This is a genomic window from Limnobaculum allomyrinae, from assembly GCF_016649425.1.
Taxonomy (GTDB): domain Bacteria; phylum Pseudomonadota; class Gammaproteobacteria; order Enterobacterales; family Enterobacteriaceae; genus Limnobaculum; species Limnobaculum allomyrinae.
In genome coordinates this window covers 156,118-177,865 of sequence record NZ_JADRCR010000001.1, presented here as the reverse complement: position 1 = coordinate 177,865, position 21,748 = coordinate 156,118, and the positions used below count along the sequence as shown (strand labels likewise).

The following is a 21,748-nucleotide window of genomic DNA, read 5'->3' as shown; positions in this document are numbered from 1 at the left end:
ATTTACAAGCCGATAACTGACTTCAATTTTATAAAAATAAGCCATTCCAAAATTTAATATAATTTTGTTATAAATATATCGAACACTTAACTTAAAAACCTTAAGCAACCCTTTAAAATCCAATTAAAAAAAACAAGACAAGACTTAATTAAAATAAATTAATCACCTATAAAAATAGGTATTGATCTCAATTTTTGTAATATAAATGGATTTTATGAGCCACCGATAAAAGGATATAACAATATTCCTACCCAATGCAATATATGCTAAGTTTAAAAATGAATGACACTCATCTCTTAAAGACATATAAGAATAATTCATCTTATAAGAATCGATCTCAAAACCTATCAAATCCAATAGCTATCAGGAATGCATTTCAAACTAAAAATATTTAGATCAACAACGCATCATTAAGTAATGACCAATAAAACAATAAGCCAGCAACATCATAAATACAATGGGATTTACATAGAAACAAGTAAAAACCCAACTCACTAAAGCTAATTAAAATGAAATATAAATACATTTGCAATTAAAATTTACAAAAAACAAACCAATAATAAGTAATGGTTAACTATAAATAAATAAACGCTTATTTTATAGTAAAAACACTATTTTATCTTTTCTTATAATTTGCATTACATGATTTTTTTGATAAATTTACCCGGTGTGTAATAGGCCCCTAAGTCTAAATTAGGAGAGTGAGTCTTTCTGAATTGAAAGGCATCTTAATTGCGCACTTAAAAAATTATAGTTAATTACGATTTAATGGAAAAAAATTAGCTTTTTTGTAGCCGGGACTATTTTTAATTTTAAACGCTAATTTTTACACCTCAAATATAGGTTATGGATATGAAACTATACGTACAAAAAGCAGGACAAGCCGTTGAAGAAGTCTCACTGACGGGTTCAACACAAATCAGTGCAACACCAGGTACTCGCCTTTTCGTGGAAGCCAATGACGGCGCTATCACCCACATGTCACGTTCTGGTTCACAGTTAGTTGTGAACACTGCTGATGGTAAAGTGATCAACGTAGATAACTTCTTCGGCTCAGCTGACCAAGGCATGAGTTCATTAACCATTGATAATAGTGCTGAGTCAGGTTTACCGGAAAAGCAGATCGTTCTTGGTGATGACAGACTCTATGCTGATGGTAGCGAAGTTATTGCCTATACTCCTGAGCAGTTAAAAGAAGTTATCTCTGGTTGGGATTATTATGAAATGCGCGGCGAAGAAGCGGCCGCTGCCGGTGATGACGACAACACCGGTCTGTTTGTTGCATTGGGCTTAGGTGCTGCCGGTATAGCTGGTTTGATTGCCCTGGCAAATGATGATGATAATGGACATAGCTCCAGCGGTGTCAATCCAAATCCTACGCCAGACCCTAACCCAAGTGAAGTGACTGACCCAACGCTGATCACTCTGAACCGTTCTAATGGTTCAAGCCTGACGGGTACCAGTGATGCTAAAAACGCAACCGTCTACATTGATATTAATAACGATGGTACTTACGACTATACAGCAACCACTGATGCTGATGGCAACTGGTCTTTCCCTACCCCAACATCTATTCCTGATGGCGCAACCGTTAGCGTTTGGGTATTAGATAGTAAAGGTGAAAAAATTGAGGTTAGCACCGTTATCGATGCAACCGCACCTGACTTCATTTCAATGACTGTTTCTCAGGATTTAGCGGTTATCACCGGTAAAACTGAAGCTGGCGCTGTTGTTAAGCTGGATCTGAATGGTGACGGTACTGCTGAATACACCGTCAAAGCAGACGACAACGGTAACTACAAATTTACCCTGGAGAATGGCGCCACTCTCGTTCCAGGTACCAGCGTCATCAGCCTGGCGGATGATTTAAATAACGTTTCTCAAGTAACTATTCCAGTAGCGACTAAAGCAACTGTATTAGGTATGAGTGACGGCACCAATGCGATGGATCTGTCTACCACGACAGAAATCACCTCTCCTACTCTGCACGGTCTGGGTACGCCAGGCGCTGTAGTTCAGGTTATGGATGGTGATACCATTATCGGTACTACCACTGTTGGTACCGATGGTAACTGGAGCATTAAAGCAACTGATTTACCTGTTGGTAGCCATTCTTTTGGCGTTGAAACCGTTATCAATACCCCGGTTAGCGGCCCAAGCAAAGAAAACACTGCAAATATCACTTTCGAACAAAAACCTTATGACATGTCAGTTATTGTTGCTGATATCCGTGAGATTGAAATTGATAACAGTATTGATGCGCCAATTTCAATTACCCGTGCTCTGCCAAACGGCGGATATCTGGTAGCTTACCCACAAGCTGAAGCTGCTGGTTCTAAATTCTATGACATCAAAGTCAAGATTTTTGATGCCAGTGGTCAAATGGTTTCTGAACTGACTCTGGGTGAGAAAAATGTCGCTGATGGCTACAGCCGTGACAGCGCTAAAGCTTACTTAAGTAACTTTGACGTTGCGGTTTCTCCGGTTGATGGTGCAATTACCGTTCTGTATTCCAGAAACGAAAATCCTTCAAGCTATACCGGTAATGATGTTGTATTCCAACGTTTCTCTGCTGATGGCGCAGAAATCACTTCTGGTCCACAAGTTATCGCCTCTTCCGGTGATATCGGCGGTATGAATGGTCTGCTGACCAGTTTACTGCCAGACGGTTTAGCAAATCTGATCACCAATACCCTGTCAGGTATTGTGAATCCGATTGCAGACTTCATGACCAATGCACTGAAAACCATTGATTTCCTGAACATCCTGCCTGATACCGATTTTAAAGCGTTAGTTGACCTGTTTGTAAATGGTCTGACTGACCGTATCTACTCTGTGCTGTTTGGTCAGGGCCTGTTGAGCTCATCGATTGTTCAAATGGAAGACGGTAGCGTTGTATTTACCGGCACCCGTTTTATTGAGCCATTAGACCTGGAAAACATGGTTGAGAACGCTGACGTTTCTGGTTTTGTCAGAGAGTTCATGGACGCATTAGGATTAAAAGGTATTCCTATTGTTGGTTCAGTTATCGACTGGATCGTTGAAGGCGTTCTGAATCTGGCCGTTCAACCAATTGAAGGTTTCGTTGACACCATTCTGACCTGGTTCGACCTGAATGCTTTCGAAGCTGGCGCAAACCTGTACAGCGTTCGTTACGCTCAGGATGCCAATGGCAATCTGGTTAAAGTCAGTGAAAATACTGAAGCACCACATGACTTCTCTCTGGGTGGATTCTTCACTGAAAACGGCTATATCACTACCAGCAATGGTATTTTCGATAAAGCAGTTAACTGGATCTTTGGTAATGATCCAACCAGCGACAGCGAAGGTTTAGTTGGTGCCGATCTGGGCGGCGGTCAATATGCCGTAATCTGGCAGCAGGCTTGTAAAGACTGGTCTATCGATCAATTACTGAAAAACCCGGTTGACCTGAAGATCTCTGTTGTAGATTTCAATACGGGTAAGATCTTACTTGATGGCGCTACGCTGAATACTGATGCTCCAAGAGGTTCTGCTGACGTTTCACCTAAGATCATCACACTACCTGATGGCACCTTCGCGGTATCCTGGGTTCGTGTAACCGGCAGTGATATGGGTGACGTATTAGTTCAACGTTTCCAACTGTTGGGTGGCAAACTGGTTGCTGTTGATGCACAACCAACCGTAGTTAACAGCACTACTGATGGTGCTCAGGGCGTACTTGCTGGCTCCTTAACGGGTGCAAACGACATTACCGTTCTGGAAAATGGTAACTACGTTGTTAGCTGGGCGTCTGTGACAACTCAGGGTGAATCTCACGTTGTGTCTCGTGTGTTCGATATGAGTGGTCATGCTATCACCGATGAAATCATCGTTGATAAAGGCGTTGACGATCCGGGTATTTGTTCTCTGCCTTCTGTTGTTGCTCTGGCTGGTGGCGGTTTCGCTGTTACCTGGTCTGAAGTTTCTGAGACAGGCGGTAACCTGTACAGCCGTACTTATAACGACGATGGTTCAGTACGTGGTGCAGGTGAAACCGGTGGGGATGTTTCTAACCCAGGTCACTACATCAAAGGCACTTTAGAATCCGCTGTTGGTACCAACGGTGATGACGTTATTGATGCACGTAATGGCGTGACTAATGTTGTTGCTAACGATGGTGATGACCGCATTCTGGTCATGTCTGATGGATTTAAATCTATCGATGGCGGCAATGGTTTTGACACAGTTGTATTTGAAGATAAATCAGCTAAGACCATTGATTCAACAACGCTGAACAAGCTGCATAACATCGATCAAATCGATCTGAATAACACTTCTGCACTGACTTTAGATGTTAAGTATGAAGATCTGATTAAGCTGAACGATGATAAGCACCTGTTTGTTAAAGGTGATGCAAATGACAAAGTCGACCTGGATTTAACCAGTTGGACTAACGTTGCAACCGCTAACAAGTCTGGTGTGCAATATAACCTGTATGTCTACGATAAAGACGAAGACGCTCAGGTTTGGGTACAAAATACTATCGCTGTAATTTAATACCTCTCTCAGGGGCGAGTTCCTTCGCCCCTTATTAATTAATTACTATTCATTAATAGTAATTAATTAATAAGTTAGCCGTTATATGAATATTAATTCAAAGGATTGGTTATGGATTTTTCTCCATGGAATGAATGCGTGACGATTGTTGCCAAAGAGTTAGGCATTAATGTCAGCACTAATAATTTAAAACATATCGTTCAGAATGGTGGTGAACGCGATGAGGTAATGTATAACCTGATAAATTACATTGGGTTACAGTGCAAAGAAGTTAATGAGAAATTAGAAAAAATTCCTGCGCTATTATTCCCTGTATTAGTGCCATTAAAAAATAACCAAGCCGTTGTGGTATATGATATTAATGAAACTCATGCCACATTATCATTTCCTATATCTCCGGATGTTAAAACGCAGGTTAATTTAGAACAACTGGAATTAATGAGAGATGGCGCTCTCTGGTTAATTTATCCAAAAGAAAGAATAGAAGACAAACGTGTTGATGAGTTCCTTAAACCTTATAAAGGTAATTGGTTATTTCAATTAATTGCTAAAGACACCAAGTTTTATGGACAAATTGCACTGGGTGCTTTGTTTGGTAATATTCTGGCCCTCTCCAGCGCCCTGTTTTCCATGCAGATTTATGACCGGGTTATTCCGGCTCAATCCTATTCAACATTATGGGTTCTGTTTATTGGGGTCATGGTTGCCCTGCTGATGGATATGGGTTTACGTCTTGCCCGAGGCCATTTGGCCGATGCTATCGGAAAGAAAACTGACCTGTTTATGTCCGGCATGTTTTTCTCCCGGGCATTGAGAATGAAAAACGATGCCCGTCCAAACTCCACCGGTGCCTTTGTTGCCCAACTGCGAGAAATCGAACATATCCGTGAATTGCTGACGTCAACAACGGTCGTCGCTATGGTGGATATGCCATTTATTCTGATCTTTATTGCCGTGATTGCATTTATTGGCGGTCCTTTGGCGTTTGCTCCATTACTGGCAATTCCTTTGGTGGTTATTCCCGGCTTGATTGCTCAGTGGCCTCTGTCCCGTTTATCTCAAAAAGGTATTCGTGAAAGTGCTATTCGTAACGCCATGCTGGTAGAAACGGTTGAAGGTCTGGAAGACATTAAGATCATGCAGGCTGAAGATCGTTTCCTGCGTACCTGGAATGAATGTAATACCACCACGGCTCAAATCTCTTTAGAACAAAGACATTGGTCAAGCCTGATTACTAACTGGTGCCAGTTTATACAACAGTTAGTGTATATCAGCGTAATTGCGCTGGGTGTTTATCTGGTTATCAATAACGATATCACTACCGGTACCCTGATTGCCTGCTCCATTCTGTCCAGCAGAACTGTGGCACCGTTAGGACAACTGGCATCCGTATTAACCCGTTGGCAACACGCCAAAATGGCAAAAACCGGTTTAGATGAGTTCCTGAAAAAGCCACTGGATCAAAAGCCATTTAGTGAAACCCTGCATACCGATGAAATCAAAGGCAACTTCAGTTTAAAAAACGTTAAGTATCGCTTCAGCTCTGATGCACCCATGGTCTTGGATATTGACAGACTGGAGATTAAACCGGGAGAGAAAGTCGCCATTCTGGGTTCTATCGGTGCCGGAAAATCATCCCTGCTACGTCTGATTTCAGGTATTGCTGAAGCAACAGAAGGTGAGCTGTTACTTGATGGTCTGGTAATGAAAGATATCTCTAATAACGACATTCGCCGCGATATCGCCTATTTACCACAGGGAGCCCAGCTGTTTCACGGCACTATCAGAGACAATTTAATTATGGGTAAGCCTCAAACCTCCATAGAACAAATTGTTGAAGTACTCAATATTGCCGGTGCTGCCAGCCTGTTAAAGACAGGAAAAGGACTGGATTTGTCCATAGCGGAAGGCGGTCGGGGGTTATCGGGTGGTCAAAAGCAAACATTGTTGCTGGCCAGAACCCTGCTGCGTAACTCCCCGGTTCTGTTCCTTGATGAACCAACAGCCAATATGGATGAGAAGTTGGAAAACCATGTGGTTGCTTCACTGCGAGATCATATTAAGGACAAAACCTTTGTGGTGGTTACCCATCGACAGGCACCTTTAAGACTGGTTGACCGGGTTATTGTTATGAATCAGGGGAATATCATCCTTGATGGACCAAGGGATCAAGTATTGCAGAAGCTGCAAGCAACTAATTAGTCAGGATGATGAAAATGAGTTTGTTTAGTAAGAAGAAAAAAACCATCAGCATGCATGGCGACCCGGTGCAAAAGCACACCTATATCATCTGGATGATTTTATTAACCTGCTTTGCCCTGCTGTTATGGGCCAACTATGCAGAACTGGACGAAGTTACCAGTGGTCAGGGAACAGTTATCACCTGGAACCGTTCACAGATAATTCAAGCCAGAGATGGTGGTGTTATTCGTGAATTGATGGTTCGTGAAGGCGATCTGGTGAACGCAGGTCAACAATTAGCGGTTCTGGACGCCACTCGCTTTCAGGCAGGATATGACGAAATTGGTGCAAAAGTTAAAGGGCTGGCAGTGAGCATCGCTCGTTTAACCACAGAAATAAAGGATGACAACAGCAAACCAGACTTCTTGTTGTTACTACGCGAGTTCAGCGGCGGCATCGCCTATAAGGATATGTCAGACGAAGAGCTGTTAGCGGATAACAAAGTATTGATTGACCATGAAATGTCCCTGCTCATTACCCGTCGCAGAGGTTTGGATGAAAACATATCGGGCCTGCAACGCAGCTTAAAACTGACGGTTAATGAGTTGAACCTGATTCGTCCGTTAGTGGTAAAGGGAGCCGTAAGCCAGGTTGAAGAACTTCGCTTAAGAAGAGAAGAAAACGAGCTAAAAAATAAAATCACTGAAGCTCGCAACCATTACTTTGAGCAGGCTAAAGAAGAGCTGGTTAAAAAGAAAAATGAACTGGATTCCATCTACTTTCAGCTGTTGCAAAGAAAAGACCAGTTAACCAGTACGGTTATCAATTCACCGGTAAAAGGCATCGTTAAAGACGTACAGGTGACTACCGTTGGTGGCGTACTGGAACCGGGCGGAAAACTGATGGAAGTGGTTCCATCTGAGGATCAACTGGTTATCGAAGTAAAAATAAATCCAAGGGATATTGCATTCATTCACCCAAATCAAAAGGCAATCGTGAAAGTTAGTGCCTATGAATCATCAATATACGGAACCATGGATGCAACAGTAGAACGAATCTCTCCGGATACCATTCAGGATCAGGTACGTCGCGAACAGTACTACTACAAGGTCTTTGTTCGTACTGAACGTTCTGCTCTGGAAACACCGGACGGCAAGATACATGAAATTGTCCCGGGAATGTTGGCTACGGTTGATATCAAAACAGGGAAAAAATCAGTTCTCGACTATCTGATTAAGCCATTGAATAAAGCCAAAGAAGCGCTGAGGGAAAGATAAGTGATTCGATACAATGAAATCATGTTCGCGCTGGTTGTCAGCTACTTCTCTACGCTGTCAGCGGAAACAAGCGCCGAGACATTGAATGAAACGTTGCAAATGGCCGTTAATCGGTCACCAACGATAAAATACCATTCAGGAAAAATCGCCTCCGCAGAGAGTACGATTGGCGAAGCCCGAAGCGGCTGGCTACCCAACGTTTCTGTTAATGCGGGTAATGAGGTCATGCGCAGCAATAAGAAGGACAGCGATGGCAGCAATACCTATTCGGTAAAAGTCGATCAGACTCTGTTTGATTTTGGTCGGGTTGGCGATCAGGTTGAATACGCCGAGCATAATAAATCGTCAGAGGTATACACTGCACATGATGAAGCCGAAGTGCTGTCATCAAAAGTTTCTGAGACCTATTTAAATATTCTGAAATATGAACAGTTAATTGACATCAATAAGAAAAATACGATTGAGCATCGCAACATTCTTGGCCTGGCAGAAGCCAGAGCCAGTGGTGGTGTTGATAGCCGTGGTGATGTTGAACAGGTTGAAGTGCGGATCAAAGGATTGGATGCAGAACTGGCAAATTATGAAGCTCAACTAAAAGCGGCTCAGGAAGATTATTATATTTTAGTAGGCAAACGCCCTTCCGGGCTAAGTATTCCTGATGTCAGTCCATTGAAAGCTAAACTTGCGGTGAAAATGAAAGAACGAATTTCAGCTTCACCACGCGTCGAAGCGATCAGAGCAAACCGGGATGCCGCCGCCGCAGAATATTCTTATACCAGCAAAAGTTGGCTCCCTGCCCTTAGCGTCTCCGTCTCTCAAGGTAAATTGAGTACCAATGGAGAAAATGATACGGTCGTGATGCTCAACGTAAACAGTAATATTTTTGACGGTGGTGGTGCTATCTATCGCAGCAAAGGTGCTGCTCAGCGAGTAGAAAGTGCCCGCTGGAATATTGAAAAATCTATTGAGGATTTATCCACTAAAGTCTCTCAGATGTATCAGGAAGCACTGAGCCAGGAAAATCAGTCCAACATCTATGCTCAACGTATACTCCATTCTCAGGAAGTTAAAGAGCTTTACCATGAGCAGTACAAAGTAAACCGTCGTTCTGTGTTGGATTTATTAAACTCGGAACAGGAACTTTTTCAGACGATGAGCAATAAAGTGAATGCAGACTTTAACTTCCGGGTTCTGCTTATTCGTGTATTCTCTGAATTAGGTGAGATAAACAAAGCGTTTAATATCAAAGTAAAATTTGAAGAAGACGACGGTGGTAATTTAGTTTCTAACCTGTTTGGCGGCAATAAACAGCCTCAGAAAGCCGCGGAACCTCAGATAGCAGAAACAATAATACCGGAACCACTGGTTATTCCTGCAGCCCCGCAGGCGGTAGAACGCAGACCGGAAATTATTTATTCACCAAGCGTTCAAAGTACCACGATAAACAAACCGGAAACCACGACATCACAGAACGTTCAAACCACTGCGTTCACTAAACCTGACGTTGTACCATCAGGCAATGTTCAGACAACGGTAATCAATAAACCCGAAGCGACCACATCACGAAATGTTCAAAATATTGTCGTTAACAGACCAGAGATCGTGGTTAGCAAACCAGAAATAACACCATCACAAAACATTCAAACCAGCACTATTGAACGTCCGCAGGTTTCTATACCGGCACCAAATAATAATAATGATGGTTATATCACTAAACCATATAAATACTCTGAATCGCAGCCAGCTCAAACGCCAGCAGCGATAACTCAGCAAAATATCAGAAAAGAATCGACTGTTAATCCAGCTATTCGTTCCACACCTAAAGGGATTGATGACCCTCTGCTTTTAATTGGTGTCAGAAAGAAATAGCGTTAGACCATTATATTTAATCGTTCTTAATGGACTGATCGGTTATTTATTTTAATGAATAGTGATTTTCAGTGTTTTATGTTAAAAATGGGCGAAGCTTCCAAGGAGGCCGTTATATATGAGGGATCTATATAATTATTGCGGTAGGAAATTATATCAAATTGAAACATAAGTAATCATATTAGTATAAAGGGATTTTATTAGTGCATCGTACAGATTAAGAAATCCCTGATGATTTTATTCATTAGTAATACATATATCTCTATTAATAGTTCACAACTCTGGTTAATGAATCTATTTTCTGTGATCTATTTCTGGTATAGAGATCATTGCATTCAACACATTAAATACGGATGCGAGTATTAAACAACGATAGGCGCTTAAAAATGGACAAAGGCAAAATAAAGACATTAATTGTCGATAATAATCAATTCGTATGTTTCGCAATCAGTGAAATCTTAAAGAACACTGACTTTCTGGATATCGTAGGTGCTATTCATTCTACAACTGGTGTTGTCGATATGATTAAAAATCAGGATATACAGCTGGTATTAATCAATATTGATCTGATCAATAATGATAAAGATAAACTGGTAAAAGAAATACATGGTGAAAATTCATCGACTAAAATTATTGGATTGACTTCTGAAAACTCAAACTCCAATATCATCAATTCATTAGACGTTTCAATCGATGGTATCATCGATAAAACTAACGATATCGAATCACTGACTCTGGTATCTAAATTGGTGATGAACGGCTTTCAGTGCATCCCTAAAAATAAATTGTGTAACGATAAAGTCAATAAAACAGCGATGCTAACTAATCGCGAACGCGAAATTTTACAGTTCATCACTCAGGGTATGTCAAACAAAGATATCGCAGAAAAGCTAAATATAAGTAGTAAAACCGTTAGCGTTCATCGTTATAATATTATGTTTAAACTGGAAATAAAAAATTCTCTCGATCTGTTTAAGCTAGGTAGTTTTTCCATCTAATCAGCTATTATGTAAAACTTGGGGGCGTAAAGGAGGGAATGAGACTAATTCCCTGCCTTTCCCTTATGTTATCGAAGTACATTTTCATCCTCCTCATTTTTTAAATTATTAACACTGTTAACGCTTTTGATGAAAAACAACCCTTTATCTGCCTGTTTATTAATCAATGGTAAATCTATAATCAAGTTATTATATAAACATAATGAACCACACATTAAATAATCTCAATACAGGAAGCCTTCTTTTAGAAAAAAGTCAGAATGGAAAATTATGATATTTATTAGCCAACTATCTATTAAAGTGATCATCACAATTATCACTTTCTGAACCATCTTTCAAAATAGCAAATAAACCGATGGCACAAAATATATAAAGGAGAATAAATGCACATAAAGAAAATATGATCATAAAATTTGATGACCACTCTACTATTGCTTGTAAAATATCTTGTATTACACCAACCATAACAATAACTCCTCATTAGTAACATATTGCTGCGATGCATGCTAAAGGCAATATTATTGCTAACCTGTAGCTTTCCTGTAATCATCAGTAACGGCTGCTAATCTAACGCCGATTTAGTAACAACGTTATCCATAAAACGAAATAGACACAAAAGCGTTTCATAATGAAATGGTTACGCCAGAAATAAAATTATCACATTGATTTATAATGAAAATAATCAAAATAAAATTATTGTTTTATAAATTACGAGGGAATATATGTGTTGTCGGGAGATAAGGATGGTCAAAAAACAGAAGTAAAATCCCCACCAGAGTGCTCTAAGTGGAGATTTGTCGATTACTACATACCAAACACTATGGCATGCTGATAATAAAAAGCGTTGAATAAAATATCAGCAAAACGGTACCCGTTACGGTTAATAATACTTTCATAGTGAACTCCTCGCGAACCTAATGAGTACGGATAAAACAGGTAGTATCAGAAGCGCTAACCTTTAACTTTTTGATACTGCTTACTATAAAGATAGTTTGTTGTTTCTATTTTGTCACTTCAATGTAAATAAGATGTTATTGTTCATTTTGTTCATATAATTTATATCAGATAAAAAACCAATTTTCATCTGAAAAATCAATACATTTTTTCGTCAAAATAGAACTATATGATTACTACGACATTAATCACTAGAATATCTGTAATTAAAGATTTGGACTATCAATGTGATAGGTCAATTCTGTCCGGCTGGACTCAACTAAACCTGGCGGTTGGGGGAAACGGTATCTGGCAATATGTATAAAAAAAACGCCACAGATATCTGCGGCGCCTTGTACAAACAAAAATAACTTACTCTCTGTAACGCTGAATATCCGATGCCATATCGGTAACAATCTTTTTCAAGTCTTCTGCGGTTACTTTTTGAGAATCATTACTCAGTTGCTTACCAAAGCCTTTACGTACGACTTCAAATACCGTTTTACCCGTACTGGCGTCAATTAATTGGCCTTCAAACAGTAAGGTTGTGTCCTGATCGCGCTCTCCAGTTGCCGCCATTGTGCCAGCAATAACTAAAGCGACAGGGATAACTTCATAAAACTGTAAACCCTCGGTAGAGGCAGCAACACCGGTAATTGCACCACGGAAAATCAGCGTGTTTGGTGTTTTTGGTGAATTAACCAGATTCAGACGTTGGCCAAAAGCAGCTTTAACATTTTGGTTAGTATAATTTAATACCTGATCCAGGGTTTGTTGCGTAACTTGTGCGTTAGGCTTTGGAGCCGGGTAATAAACAATTGGTTCATAATAAAGGTTCTGATAATTTTGAGCTTTAAACGATGGATCCATCCAGCGTAATACTTCCTGCCCTGATGCACTTTCAGCTTTATGCAGTTTTGAATAATCAGGTAAAAAACCTGAATAATCTTTAGTGTCCGCTACCTTCGAGGTACAACCGCCTAATAAAAGACTACCGATAACTACTGCTGCGGAGATATGCTTCATCGCCAACATACTTAACCCCTACTAATTATGTAATCGTCAAATCGATTGTTTTGTTAAGCAGAGCACTATTTCTACATAAAAGAGAAGATTGCAAGAATCTGTTAATTGCTTTCTTATTCTTTCATAGAGCTATCTTGCCCCAACCAATGGTCTTAAATACCTTCTCTGTCGGTACACTCAGTATAGATGCTATTAATGAGGCTACCGTGAAAATTATTATTCCTGAAATATCAATAAAAAGGCGTTATTGACTGCACAATATATAATGAATATTAAAATAATTTCAATTGATTATTTTAATCTAAAAATAGTCAGCACAAGTTACTAATCTGGCTGCTAAAGACGAAGGACAATACTTTACTTTCATTTAATTAGCTGGTTGTATTTTTCCATTCCCTGTTTGTTTAACTTTATGCTTCATTTATTACGTTCGCGTACCCGACTCAGTGTTTTACTGGGCAATTCACCAAACATATCACGGTACTGTGCGGAAAAACGCGCGAGATGTTGAAACCCCCATCGGGTAGCCACATCCGATACCGTCATGTTCGGTTTAGCCTCCATTAAATCACGCAATGCGCCATTCATTCGCATATTCACAAACCAACTTTTAGGCGACATACCTACCGAATTTTTAAAAATAAACTCCAATGCCCTCAAGGTATAACCCGTAGCTTTAGCCAGATCGCTCAATTTGAGATTATTTTCCTGCCCCGACAATATCAACTGCTCAGTTGCCATTATCAATTGCCCGTGAAGTTGAGCCAGACTATTTGGTTTTATTGAGTCAGGTTGACCATCAGAAGCACAAATAGCCTTAATAAAACTATTTAATAGTGCTGCTGACAGCATTTTGGTGACATCTTCACTTAACTCTATATTTCCGGGCTGACAGGCCATCTGTCGAATCTCCTGAAACATAGTTTTTAACTGTTCGTAGTTTTCAGCCTTTAGCGGGAATGTCATGATCCGATTAGGTATCAGTTTAATTTTGCCATCATCATAATCATTTAATGCTTTTTGTAATTTCTCTCTGGGAATCGAGTACGCAAACCATTCAGCCTCCCCCATCGACTGATAAAGAATATCTGAACCTTCTGGATAAATACGTAAGTTACCGACACCAATAGGCATCCCGTTATATCGGGTATATTCTCCTCCTTTGATAGTAAGTCCTAAATGAATATATTCCGATGATGCCTTCCCTCTGCCAATGAGTGCAGACAGGTGACGCCCGGACTCCAGGCGAGTTTCACCTAATGAAAGCCGAAAATTATACGCTTCATTATTGTTTTCAAAACTCATGATCCTGCGTTCAAAGTAGCCTCCCTCCACTACCTCAATCTTATTAACCATATCCAATCCATGGCTAATATTTTCCCGATACCGTGACGAGGATGTCATAACTACTTAACCACCTGATTAATTTAATGAGTTTATAATAAGAAATCTCAAAAGCTGTGACTTACATAACCTGTATAAGTTTAAGGTATAGTAATATTAGCGGAGACTCTGATAATTAAGTCCCCTGCATCCCGCACTTTTCATCTTCAGTATAAGGTAGATTTATGATCTCGGTATTTGGCCACCTAAACCCGGACAGCGATTCAGTATGCTGCGCCATTGTTGTCAGCAACTGGCTGAACGTTACCGGTCGTCCGGCAACGGCTTATCGCCTCGGGGAGCTAAATCCAGAAACCGAATTTATCTTGTCACAGGCACAATGCGCATCACCGCCATTGCTTGAACACAATATCGCTAATCAACCTGTATGGCTGGTTGATTTCAGTGATTTAGAACAAGGCCCTGAGAATCTGAATAAAAGTCAGGTAATTGGTTTAATTGATCATCATCGCTTGGGTTCGTTAATCACCACAGAACCCCTGGACGCATGGATAAGAAGAGTCGGCTGTTGTGCCACGCTGGTTTTTAATATTGTTACTCACACCCCAGACTATCAATTAAGTCCGTCACATGCATTACTGCTGCTCGGTGCAATACTCAGCGATACCGTAGCTTTCCAGTCTCCCACCACGACAGAACAAGACAAACAAACCGCTCATCAGCTAAGCCAGATAGCTAATGTCGATTTGGACTCCTTTACGATTAAACTGCTGGACGCTAAAACTGATATCAGTGGGCTTAGTATTGAACGTCTACTACAAAAAGACGAAAAAAATTATCAGATTGGAGATTATAAGCTGATTCTTGGTCAAATAGAGGTTAGCGATTTCTATGCCATTGAAAACCAACTACCCGCATTACAGCAGGAGATAGAAAAACGAGCACAGAGTGAAGGATTAAATTTTTATGTTTTGATGATAACGTCTTTATCCGGGTCAAAGAGCCGCCTCTACTTTTCCCAAAACAATCCCATCACTCAGTCACCGATTACCATTGAAAATATGTTAAGTCGCAAAAAACAGTTAGTCCCTTGGTTAACCCAAAAACTGAATGCAGACAAATAATTAAGTAGGGTGCATACCCACCATCTGATTTTCACGTTACACTGAATACTATCTGCCATCGGGAAGGAGTAATAATGAAGAAGTTAACCTTAAAAGACTTAACTGAAAGCCAGTTACAGCAGATTAAAATGAAACAGGCACAATTAAAAAGGGAATTAGGCCGTTCTTTAACCAATAGTGAGCTCAACAAAGCAAAAGAAGACGTTATTGCTCAAATAATGAAAGAGTTGGAAAAAGAAGAGAAGAAAGCCCGGGCAGAAAAAAAGAAAGATAAATATGTTCCCAGCGATGAAACCTTTAGCTGGAGCAAGAAGAATCATTCTCGTGGTGTTCGGTAATCGTTAATCCAGACAAAAAAGCAAACGTCGGGCTTAGCCCGACGCGTACAGAAGGTGATTTCACCACAATATCTGCAAATTACTTCATCGTCGGGATAAACTTTGCCAGATTTTTAATATCCTCATCCGTCAGCCGTTTTTTAACCTGATTTCCCGCCCCCTTCACATCGCCATTCCGCCGCTCTGTTAACGCTTCAATAATCTGCGACTCCGTCAGGCTGATTAATGGACGAGCTTTATTCAGTGCCGTTTTTTCCCCCTTCTTGCCATGGCAGGAAGCACAATTCATGTTATAAAACTTTTGTTCTGTCTGCGCGGCAATTACCGGATTCATCCCACTAAACAACAGCAATATTAACCCCAGATAACCAGTTTTCATCAGCGGCATTATCCTTTAGCCTTCTGAAAAATGGCCTTCAGTTGAGGCTCGTGCATCATTCCCACATACTGTCCTTGTAAGGTTCCCTTAGGATCAATCAAAAACGACGTTGGAGTACCAATAACCTGATAGCGCTCCTGAGTAATCGCCAATTGGTCACGTACATTAGGGAATGAAACCTTCATATCCGTTAATAATGCCTGAATATTGGCATCTTCTTTATCGGTGTTGATACCAACCACCACGATATTATCCCGATATTCCTGACTCAATTTCTCCAGCGTTGGCATCTCTGCCAGACAACCACCACAGTTAGAAGCCCAGAAATTTAGATAAACATATTTTCCTTTCCACTGTTCCAGAGATGCTTTATTACCGGATAAGTCATAAGCTGCCAGTGTAGGCGCCGGTGTACCAATCTTTGCTTTTTCCTCTTTACATCCAGACAGCAGCAATACCGCACTGATAAGCAGCAACACACCAGATTTACCCATGTTAAACCGCATTTTCCACCTCGCGATTATTCACTTCTTCACTCAGGTACTTTCCATGCTGTAATCGAACAATACGATCGGCGAAACGCCCAAGCTCAGGGTTGTGGGTTACCATCACAATAGTTCGCCCTTGCTTATGCAAATCCGTTAATAAACCTAAAACTAACTGTTCATTTTGTTCATCCAGATTTCCCGTTGGTTCATCGGCAAAAATCACTGGCGGTTCATTCACTAACGCCCGGGCAATACATACCCGCTGCTGTTCACCACCAGAAAGCTGGCTGGGTAAATGGTCAAAACGATGGCCTAAGCCGACCTGCTCCAACACATTACGCGCCGCCTTCTCATCAACCACGCTATGGTAATGCTGAGCCAGCATTACATTCTCCAGCGCAGTAAGGAATGGAATCAGGTGAAACTGTTGAAACACCAACCCAATTTTATCCGAACGGAAAGCCCGACGCCCTTCTTCATCCAGCGCAGCGGCATCGGTACCATCAAGCAGTACCTGACCTTCACTGGCGGTATCCAGGCAGGTCAAAATATTCATCAATGTGGTTTTGCCTGAACCGGATGCCCCCATGATGGCAATAAACTCTCCGCGTTTAATTTGCAGGTTAATATCATCCAGTGCGACAACCTGACCAAAACGTTTATACAAATGGCGGGTTTCAATTACCCATGGTGAGGAGCTCTGACTAACTGATTGCGTCACCGTTATTCTCCTTTTAGAACTTTAGCCGGTTCAATCTTCACGGCACGGTAAGTCGGTAAAACGGCTGCAATCAAGGCAACCAATAATGACAGGATAAAGGTTAATGGAATAACCTGAGCACGCAGATCGATGGAGGCAGAGAACACCGTTTGCCCCAGAATCTGGGCCAAAATATAGCCGATAGCTACGCCAGCAATAATAGCAAACAGTGCGATAATCATGGTCTCCGCCATAATCTGACGCACAATATCTCGGCCTTTAGCACCCAGCGCTTTTTGCAAAGCAAACTCTTTCGAGCGCTCGCTGACAATCGCCATCAGCGTGGTATTTACACACAGGGTCGACAATACCAGGATCACCAGAGAGACTAAGCCCATCAATCCTTTAATCTTATCCAGTACCTGACCTTCACTGGCCGATACCTTACGAATAGGTCGAATTTCCAGATCCGGATAACGCTGCTGTAACCGTTGGGCAAAGTCATCTACCTGACCAGCTTCGTTACTGACGCTCAATAAACCATGGCTGATCACCCCCGGCTGTTTCAGCCAGCTTTGGGCTAAAGGCAGATTGATAATCAATACGTTATCCGTCGCGTCACCGGATTCAACAATACCTCTGATTTGCAGTGATTTTTTTTGCTCACCATCAACCAACACCAGAGAATCCCCCACTTTTAATTCGAGGCGATTAGCCAACTTATAGCCAATCATCGCTTTACGATCGTCAAAGCTAACGCTAAGCCAACTGCCCGTTACTTGCCAGTAAGGAACAATTTGTTTAAGTGACTCAAATCTGACGCCCATGACCACGACCTTTTCCAGCTCAGTACGCGCCATGCCATATAAATACGGGCTTTCAGCCCCAATTAACCCTTTAGGTGCCTGTTCAATGATCTGTTCATAATCATTTAACGGTAAGGTATTACCATGTCCTGGGCCAATATAGAAATTAGCGCCAAAGGTGCGTAATTCCTGGCTCATCTTAGTATTGATATCGAAATAGACCGCTGACATTGTCGTCACAATCGCAGCCCCAACAGCCAGTGCAGCAAAAATCACCACGACCCGCTGCATTCTTAGCTTCAGTGCCCGTAATACCAGACGCCAGAACATATTTTGACAATGATTAGCGCCCATACAGTACCTCCACAGGATACAGATGAGCGATACGCCGTGCCGGGAACCAGGTACCCGCCAGCGCAATTAATACTGACAGTACCAGAACACAAGGTACGACAATCCAGGCAAAACTTAATGGTGCATCAAACAACATCAGGCCAATGCCTTTCGCCAACCCCCAGCCAGCAATGCAACCCAATAATCCACCAATTACACCGCTCATGGCCGCCTCCAGATAGAACAGCATCATGATTTGCCACTGTCTCGCGCCCAGTGCCTTCATTAATCCTATCTCTTTGGTGCGTTCCATAATATTACTGGTCATCAAAGAAGCGATCCCCATTGCTGATGCCAGTAATGCCGCCAGAGTCACTACCGCCAGCAGCAATTGAATCTTTTCAATCACAATCCCTTCTGAAGCCGCTACCTGCCAGATTGGCCTCACGCCTGAACCAGAAATGGCCTCTTCTAACTGATGCGCAATCGAAGAGACATAAGCAGTGCAGTACCACAGGTCATACTCTTCAGCATCTAACGACTCCAGATCGGCTCTGGCTTTACGCGACAGCTCATTTTCAGGCACCGTCAATGCCGATACTCGAATAGCCTGTACTTTACCCTGAAGCCCCAACAGTTCCTGAACCTGAGCCAAAGGCAAGACCAACTGCTGTTCCTCATCGCCACCACTGGCCAGAATGCCACTGATGGTCACATTCAGTGTAGCTTTTACGCCCTTTAACGTGACAATGTCACCAACCTTCCACCCGGTTTGTTGTGCTAACTGCTGGCCTAACAGAGCTTCTTGCTTTTTACCGGCCTCATCTGGCCACTGACCTGAAACCTGCCAATAGGTGCTGATAATCTTCTGACCGGTGTGATAATTCTCTTCATCCGGCACATCTACCTTTTGCTCAAAGAAGGTTCCTAAAACTGGAATAGTTTTCCCTTGAACCTCCACTTCACCGCTCAACAATGGCGCAAAGCCCATAATGTTGTTGCGCCAGAAAATATCTTTAATATTAGGAAGTTCTGCCTGATCGAGAAAATCCTGCCCGGCCAGTGGGTTACTCTTTTCACCAAACAAAGACGGTAAGGTGGCCTGTCCTGCCGGTTCAATCAGTATGTTGGCGCCGTAGGATTTCATCTCCCGCGCCATTTTGTCACCAATATCTATCGATACCGCCAGCAACGCTGAAACCAGCCCCGCAGCCAGAAAAATCGTCATCACCGCTAATAACTTTTTACGGATATTTCGCGACCATGACTGTCGTAACATAAGCCACAGCATGGTTATTGTTCCTCCTTCACGAACTTCTCAGGATTGTCCCTGAAGGCTTCATAATTTGCAGCCGTAGAGAAGAAGTAAGTTTTGCCAGCAAAGGTATAGCGATGTTCTGCTTTAGTATTGGTCAGTTTGCTGCCATCAACCGGATCAGTCACTTCCAGCGTCACAATGGTAGAGAAGTAATTTAGCCCACTCTCCAGCGATTTTTTACTAATGGTCAATTCTGTATCGGTCATCTCCCATTCATCAATTGGTACCGGATTACAGCCGCCGGGTTTACCAATTGAAGGGATAAAGATCCGTACATCGCAGGCCACACAGATGACCTGATTACCTTCCATAACATAACCCTGATCGCCACACAGCAGACAGGCATCAAATACCACGCCCAAGCGTAACTTATCCGGATAGCGGTTTATGACAAAGAAACGTACCGCCTTACCATCTTCGGCTACCCAGACAAAGCGATGAAGTTTACCGTCCCTTACCTGCTCAACGGGAATATGCACCAGACCATCGCTGGCCAGCGTTACTGGTAGCGCTTCAGAAAGTCGTGGTGGCTGGGAGGCGACTTTATCCCAGTACAATTGAGCTCCGGCAATCAGCAGCGCTAACAATAGTGTGATAACAAAAATTCGGCGGGAATCCTGATAATGTGCCACCGCTTTGCGATGTTCGATAGGACGAGGCTCTGCCCGGGCGATAGAACGAGGCTCTGCCCGGGCGATAGAACGAGGCAGCACCACTTTAATGAAATAAACGACGCCGCTAAATAACAACACGCCAGCACAAACATAACTGGTCAGATTATTGGCATTAGTGACCTTCGCCACATAGCTGAGTAATGATTTAGTTAATTCAACCACCTGCAATTTCATCAACACCAACATCAGCTCACCGGACAGCGGAGCCAACAGCAGCAATGACAAAATAATCAGTAACGGCCAGCGTAAGTAGCGTAGTTGACGCATACAAAATGTCATCAATGCACCAGAGAATGCTACCAGGATTAATCCCGCGACGACTGCGCTGATATTTAATAACAAATCCGTATTGATAACGTTGGTAGCCGTGATCGCACTAAGATTTGGCGTCTGCCCCCAACGCAATGCGGCCACAAACAATAAGACTAACTGCCAAAAGTAACCAACTTTTAATAACGATACCAGTTGGCTCAGCAAGAACAGTACTATCAGCGTCAGTTGCAATGCCGTAAAAAACAGCACCCACTGTTGAGATGTCGGAAGATTAATACCGCTTGCCGTTCCGGCAAAAAATCCCAACAGGCTTAACCAGATTAATGGACGAACACGAGGCGTTTTGCGTAAAGACCAGCTAAGCCCCAGCAGCAAGGCGGTTGGCAGAAATGATTGTAAGACCGAAACCAGAAAATAACTCATCATTGACATGTACCCCGCTCACTGACACACCGGGAGCGGCACTGTATTCAGAAATTATTGTTAGTTATATGGGCTATCACCGTCCCATATAACCAACAACACAGAAATATCAAACAACCGCCGGGTAAGTAAAATCACTCACCCGGCGAGGCTGGACTTAGTTCAGACCGACATATTTAAAGTCGAAGCTAACATCAAACGGTTTCCACCAACGACCAACACCGGTTTCGCTATCGGTGTGACGATGTAAACCTGCTTTTGATGGCGGTTCAATGTGGTAAGTGACTTTATAGTTACCGACACCCATCATTTTAATATTGGCTCCGTAGTGAGGGCCATCGCCAGCAACCATTGGCATGAAGGTACCTTCCTGCTTTTCACCGGTATCGGTATTAACCAGGGTGTAAGCGATGGTTAGGTATGGCATCCACTCTCCGGCACCAAAACCATTCTTGTTACCTTCAACTGAATGGATATCAGCTTCCAGATGAATATCAGCTTTAGCTGCTGGTAGCCCCATACCGCGAGGTTCCATGTCGATCGGTTGCAAATAAACCGCAGCAATCTCCATTTCATTCATTTTGACAGGTTCACCGGCTGGATATTCTTTAAAAGCCAATGCTGCAGGTGCAGTAAACAGACCCGCAATCAGCGCACCAGTCACTAATGTTTTATTCATTGCCATCTTTTTTCCATCCTCTTTATTATCAATATTGATATTGCCGCTTTTTCCACGGCATTAAGAA

Annotated in this window: 17 protein-coding genes; 7 read left to right on the top strand and 10 right to left on the bottom strand. The window is 42.2% G+C overall.

The annotated features are described in order from the left end of the window. Nucleotides 1–852 precede the first annotated feature (852 nt). The 5 genes from I2494_RS00730 to I2494_RS00710 all read left to right on the top strand — a co-directional run bounded on the left by I2494_RS00730 (nt 853) and on the right by I2494_RS00710 (nt 10,843). The gene (locus I2494_RS00730) at nt 853–4,518 is read left to right on the top strand and encodes an Ig-like domain-containing protein (RefSeq protein ID WP_218465867.1); all 3,666 of its coding nucleotides are present in this window, start codon (nt 853–855) and stop codon (nt 4,516–4,518) included. Between the two features lie 111 nt (nt 4,519–4,629). Beyond that, entirely contained in the window at nt 4,630–6,720 is a 2,091-nt protein-coding gene (locus I2494_RS00725) for a type I secretion system permease/ATPase (protein ID WP_218465868.1), read from the top strand. A 14-nt stretch (nt 6,721–6,734) separates the two neighbouring features. Next, nucleotides 6,735–7,976, top strand: coding sequence for an HlyD family type I secretion periplasmic adaptor subunit (locus I2494_RS00720; protein WP_228350798.1), 1,242 nt, complete (start codon nt 6,735–6,737; stop codon nt 7,974–7,976). Next, on the top strand, nt 7,977–9,845 hold the full coding sequence (locus tag I2494_RS00715; protein WP_218465869.1) for a TolC family protein: 1,869 nt from the start codon (nt 7,977–7,979) through the stop codon (nt 9,843–9,845). It begins immediately after the preceding gene. Between the two features lie 386 nt (nt 9,846–10,231). Further along, entirely contained in the window at nt 10,232–10,843 is a 612-nt protein-coding gene (locus I2494_RS00710; RefSeq protein WP_168189626.1) for a response regulator transcription factor, read from the top strand. Nucleotides 10,844–11,131: 288 nt separating this feature from the next. Here I2494_RS00710 and I2494_RS00705 read toward each other — a convergent pair whose 3' ends face one another. From I2494_RS00705 to I2494_RS00695, 3 genes are all read right to left on the bottom strand, one after another. Then, the gene (locus I2494_RS00705; RefSeq protein WP_218465870.1) at nt 11,132–11,308 is read right to left on the bottom strand and encodes a hypothetical protein; all 177 of its coding nucleotides are present in this window, start codon (nt 11,306–11,308) and stop codon (nt 11,132–11,134) included. 840 nt (nt 11,309–12,148) lie between these two features. After that, nucleotides 12,149–12,811: a DUF3313 domain-containing protein gene (locus tag I2494_RS00700; protein ID WP_218465871.1), complete on the bottom strand. Its 663-nt coding sequence runs from the start codon at nt 12,809–12,811 to the stop codon at nt 12,149–12,151. Between the two features lie 408 nt (nt 12,812–13,219). Then, entirely contained in the window at nt 13,220–14,158 is a 939-nt protein-coding gene (locus I2494_RS00695; protein ID WP_218465872.1) for a helix-turn-helix domain-containing protein, read from the bottom strand. A 212-nt stretch (nt 14,159–14,370) separates the two neighbouring features. Here I2494_RS00695 and I2494_RS00690 point away from each other — a divergent pair, with 212 nt between their 5' ends. Together I2494_RS00690 and yjbD are read left to right on the top strand one after the other, a co-directional pair. Continuing rightward, nucleotides 14,371–15,270 carry a manganese-dependent inorganic pyrophosphatase gene (locus I2494_RS00690; protein ID WP_218465873.1) on the top strand — a complete coding sequence of 300 codons (900 nt, stop codon included), beginning with the start codon at nt 14,371–14,373 and terminating at the stop codon, nt 15,268–15,270. 74 nt (nt 15,271–15,344) lie between these two features. Beyond that, entirely contained in the window at nt 15,345–15,608 is a 264-nt protein-coding gene (gene yjbD / locus I2494_RS00685) for a DUF3811 domain-containing protein (RefSeq protein ID WP_130591216.1), read from the top strand. 79 nt (nt 15,609–15,687) lie between these two features. Here the strand turns inward: yjbD and I2494_RS00680 are convergent, their stop codons facing one another. The 7 genes from I2494_RS00680 to I2494_RS00650 form a co-directional block, all read right to left on the bottom strand. Further along, the gene (locus I2494_RS00680; RefSeq protein WP_218465874.1) at nt 15,688–15,987 is read right to left on the bottom strand and encodes a c-type cytochrome; all 300 of its coding nucleotides are present in this window, start codon (nt 15,985–15,987) and stop codon (nt 15,688–15,690) included. Nucleotides 15,988–15,995: 8 nt separating this feature from the next. After that, nucleotides 15,996–16,493 (bottom strand): TlpA family protein disulfide reductase, encoded by a 498-nt coding sequence (locus I2494_RS00675; RefSeq protein WP_228350797.1) that lies wholly within the window; start codon nt 16,491–16,493, stop codon nt 15,996–15,998. Further along, nucleotides 16,483–17,196 carry an ABC transporter ATP-binding protein gene (locus I2494_RS00670; protein WP_321206101.1) on the bottom strand — a complete coding sequence of 238 codons (714 nt, stop codon included), beginning with the start codon at nt 17,194–17,196 and terminating at the stop codon, nt 16,483–16,485. The genes I2494_RS00675 and I2494_RS00670 overlap by 11 nt, the downstream gene beginning before the upstream one ends. 2 nt (nt 17,197–17,198) lie before the next feature. Next, the gene (locus tag I2494_RS00665) at nt 17,199–18,311 is read right to left on the bottom strand and encodes an ABC transporter permease (RefSeq protein ID WP_218466037.1); all 1,113 of its coding nucleotides are present in this window, start codon (nt 18,309–18,311) and stop codon (nt 17,199–17,201) included. A 13-nt stretch (nt 18,312–18,324) separates the two neighbouring features. Continuing rightward, a complete protein-coding gene (locus tag I2494_RS00660) occupies nt 18,325–19,605 on the bottom strand; it encodes an ABC transporter permease (RefSeq protein WP_218465875.1) in 1,281 nt (426 codons plus the stop codon). A 2-nt stretch (nt 19,606–19,607) separates the two neighbouring features. Then, on the bottom strand, nt 19,608–21,002 hold the full coding sequence (locus I2494_RS00655; RefSeq protein WP_218466038.1) for a Fe-S-containing protein: 1,395 nt from the start codon (nt 21,000–21,002) through the stop codon (nt 19,608–19,610). 157 nt (nt 21,003–21,159) lie between these two features. Beyond that, nucleotides 21,160–21,687, bottom strand: coding sequence for an iron transporter (locus I2494_RS00650; protein WP_218465876.1), 528 nt, complete (start codon nt 21,685–21,687; stop codon nt 21,160–21,162). Nucleotides 21,688–21,748 lie beyond the last annotated feature (61 nt).

Coding starts and splice junctions, on each gene's coding strand:
- I2494_RS00660 (WP_218465875.1), bottom strand. CDS start 19,605: ATGCTGTGGCTTATGTTACGACAGTCATGGTCGCGAAATATCCGTAAA.
- I2494_RS00705 (WP_218465870.1), bottom strand. CDS start 11,308: ATGGTTGGTGTAATACAAGATATTTTACAAGCAATAGTAGAGTGGTCA.
- I2494_RS00680 (WP_218465874.1), bottom strand. CDS start 15,987: ATGAAAACTGGTTATCTGGGGTTAATATTGCTGTTGTTTAGTGGGATG.
- yjbD (WP_130591216.1), top strand. CDS start 15,345: ATGAAGAAGTTAACCTTAAAAGACTTAACTGAAAGCCAGTTACAGCAG.
- I2494_RS00675 (WP_228350797.1), bottom strand. CDS start 16,493: ATGCGGTTTAACATGGGTAAATCTGGTGTGTTGCTGCTTATCAGTGCG.
- I2494_RS00700 (WP_218465871.1), bottom strand. CDS start 12,811: ATGTTGGCGATGAAGCATATCTCCGCAGCAGTAGTTATCGGTAGTCTT.
- I2494_RS00720 (WP_228350798.1), top strand. CDS start 6,735: ATGAGTTTGTTTAGTAAGAAGAAAAAAACCATCAGCATGCATGGCGAC.
- I2494_RS00665 (WP_218466037.1), bottom strand. CDS start 18,311: ATGTTCTGGCGTCTGGTATTACGGGCACTGAAGCTAAGAATGCAGCGG.
- I2494_RS00695 (WP_218465872.1), bottom strand. CDS start 14,158: ATGGTTAATAAGATTGAGGTAGTGGAGGGAGGCTACTTTGAACGCAGG.
- I2494_RS00710 (WP_168189626.1), top strand. CDS start 10,232: ATGGACAAAGGCAAAATAAAGACATTAATTGTCGATAATAATCAATTC.
- I2494_RS00690 (WP_218465873.1), top strand. CDS start 14,371: ATGATCTCGGTATTTGGCCACCTAAACCCGGACAGCGATTCAGTATGC.
- I2494_RS00725 (WP_218465868.1), top strand. CDS start 4,630: ATGGATTTTTCTCCATGGAATGAATGCGTGACGATTGTTGCCAAAGAG.
- I2494_RS00730 (WP_218465867.1), top strand. CDS start 853: ATGAAACTATACGTACAAAAAGCAGGACAAGCCGTTGAAGAAGTCTCA.
- I2494_RS00650 (WP_218465876.1), bottom strand. CDS start 21,687: ATGGCAATGAATAAAACATTAGTGACTGGTGCGCTGATTGCGGGTCTG.
- I2494_RS00655 (WP_218466038.1), bottom strand. CDS start 21,002: ATGAGTTATTTTCTGGTTTCGGTCTTACAATCATTTCTGCCAACCGCC.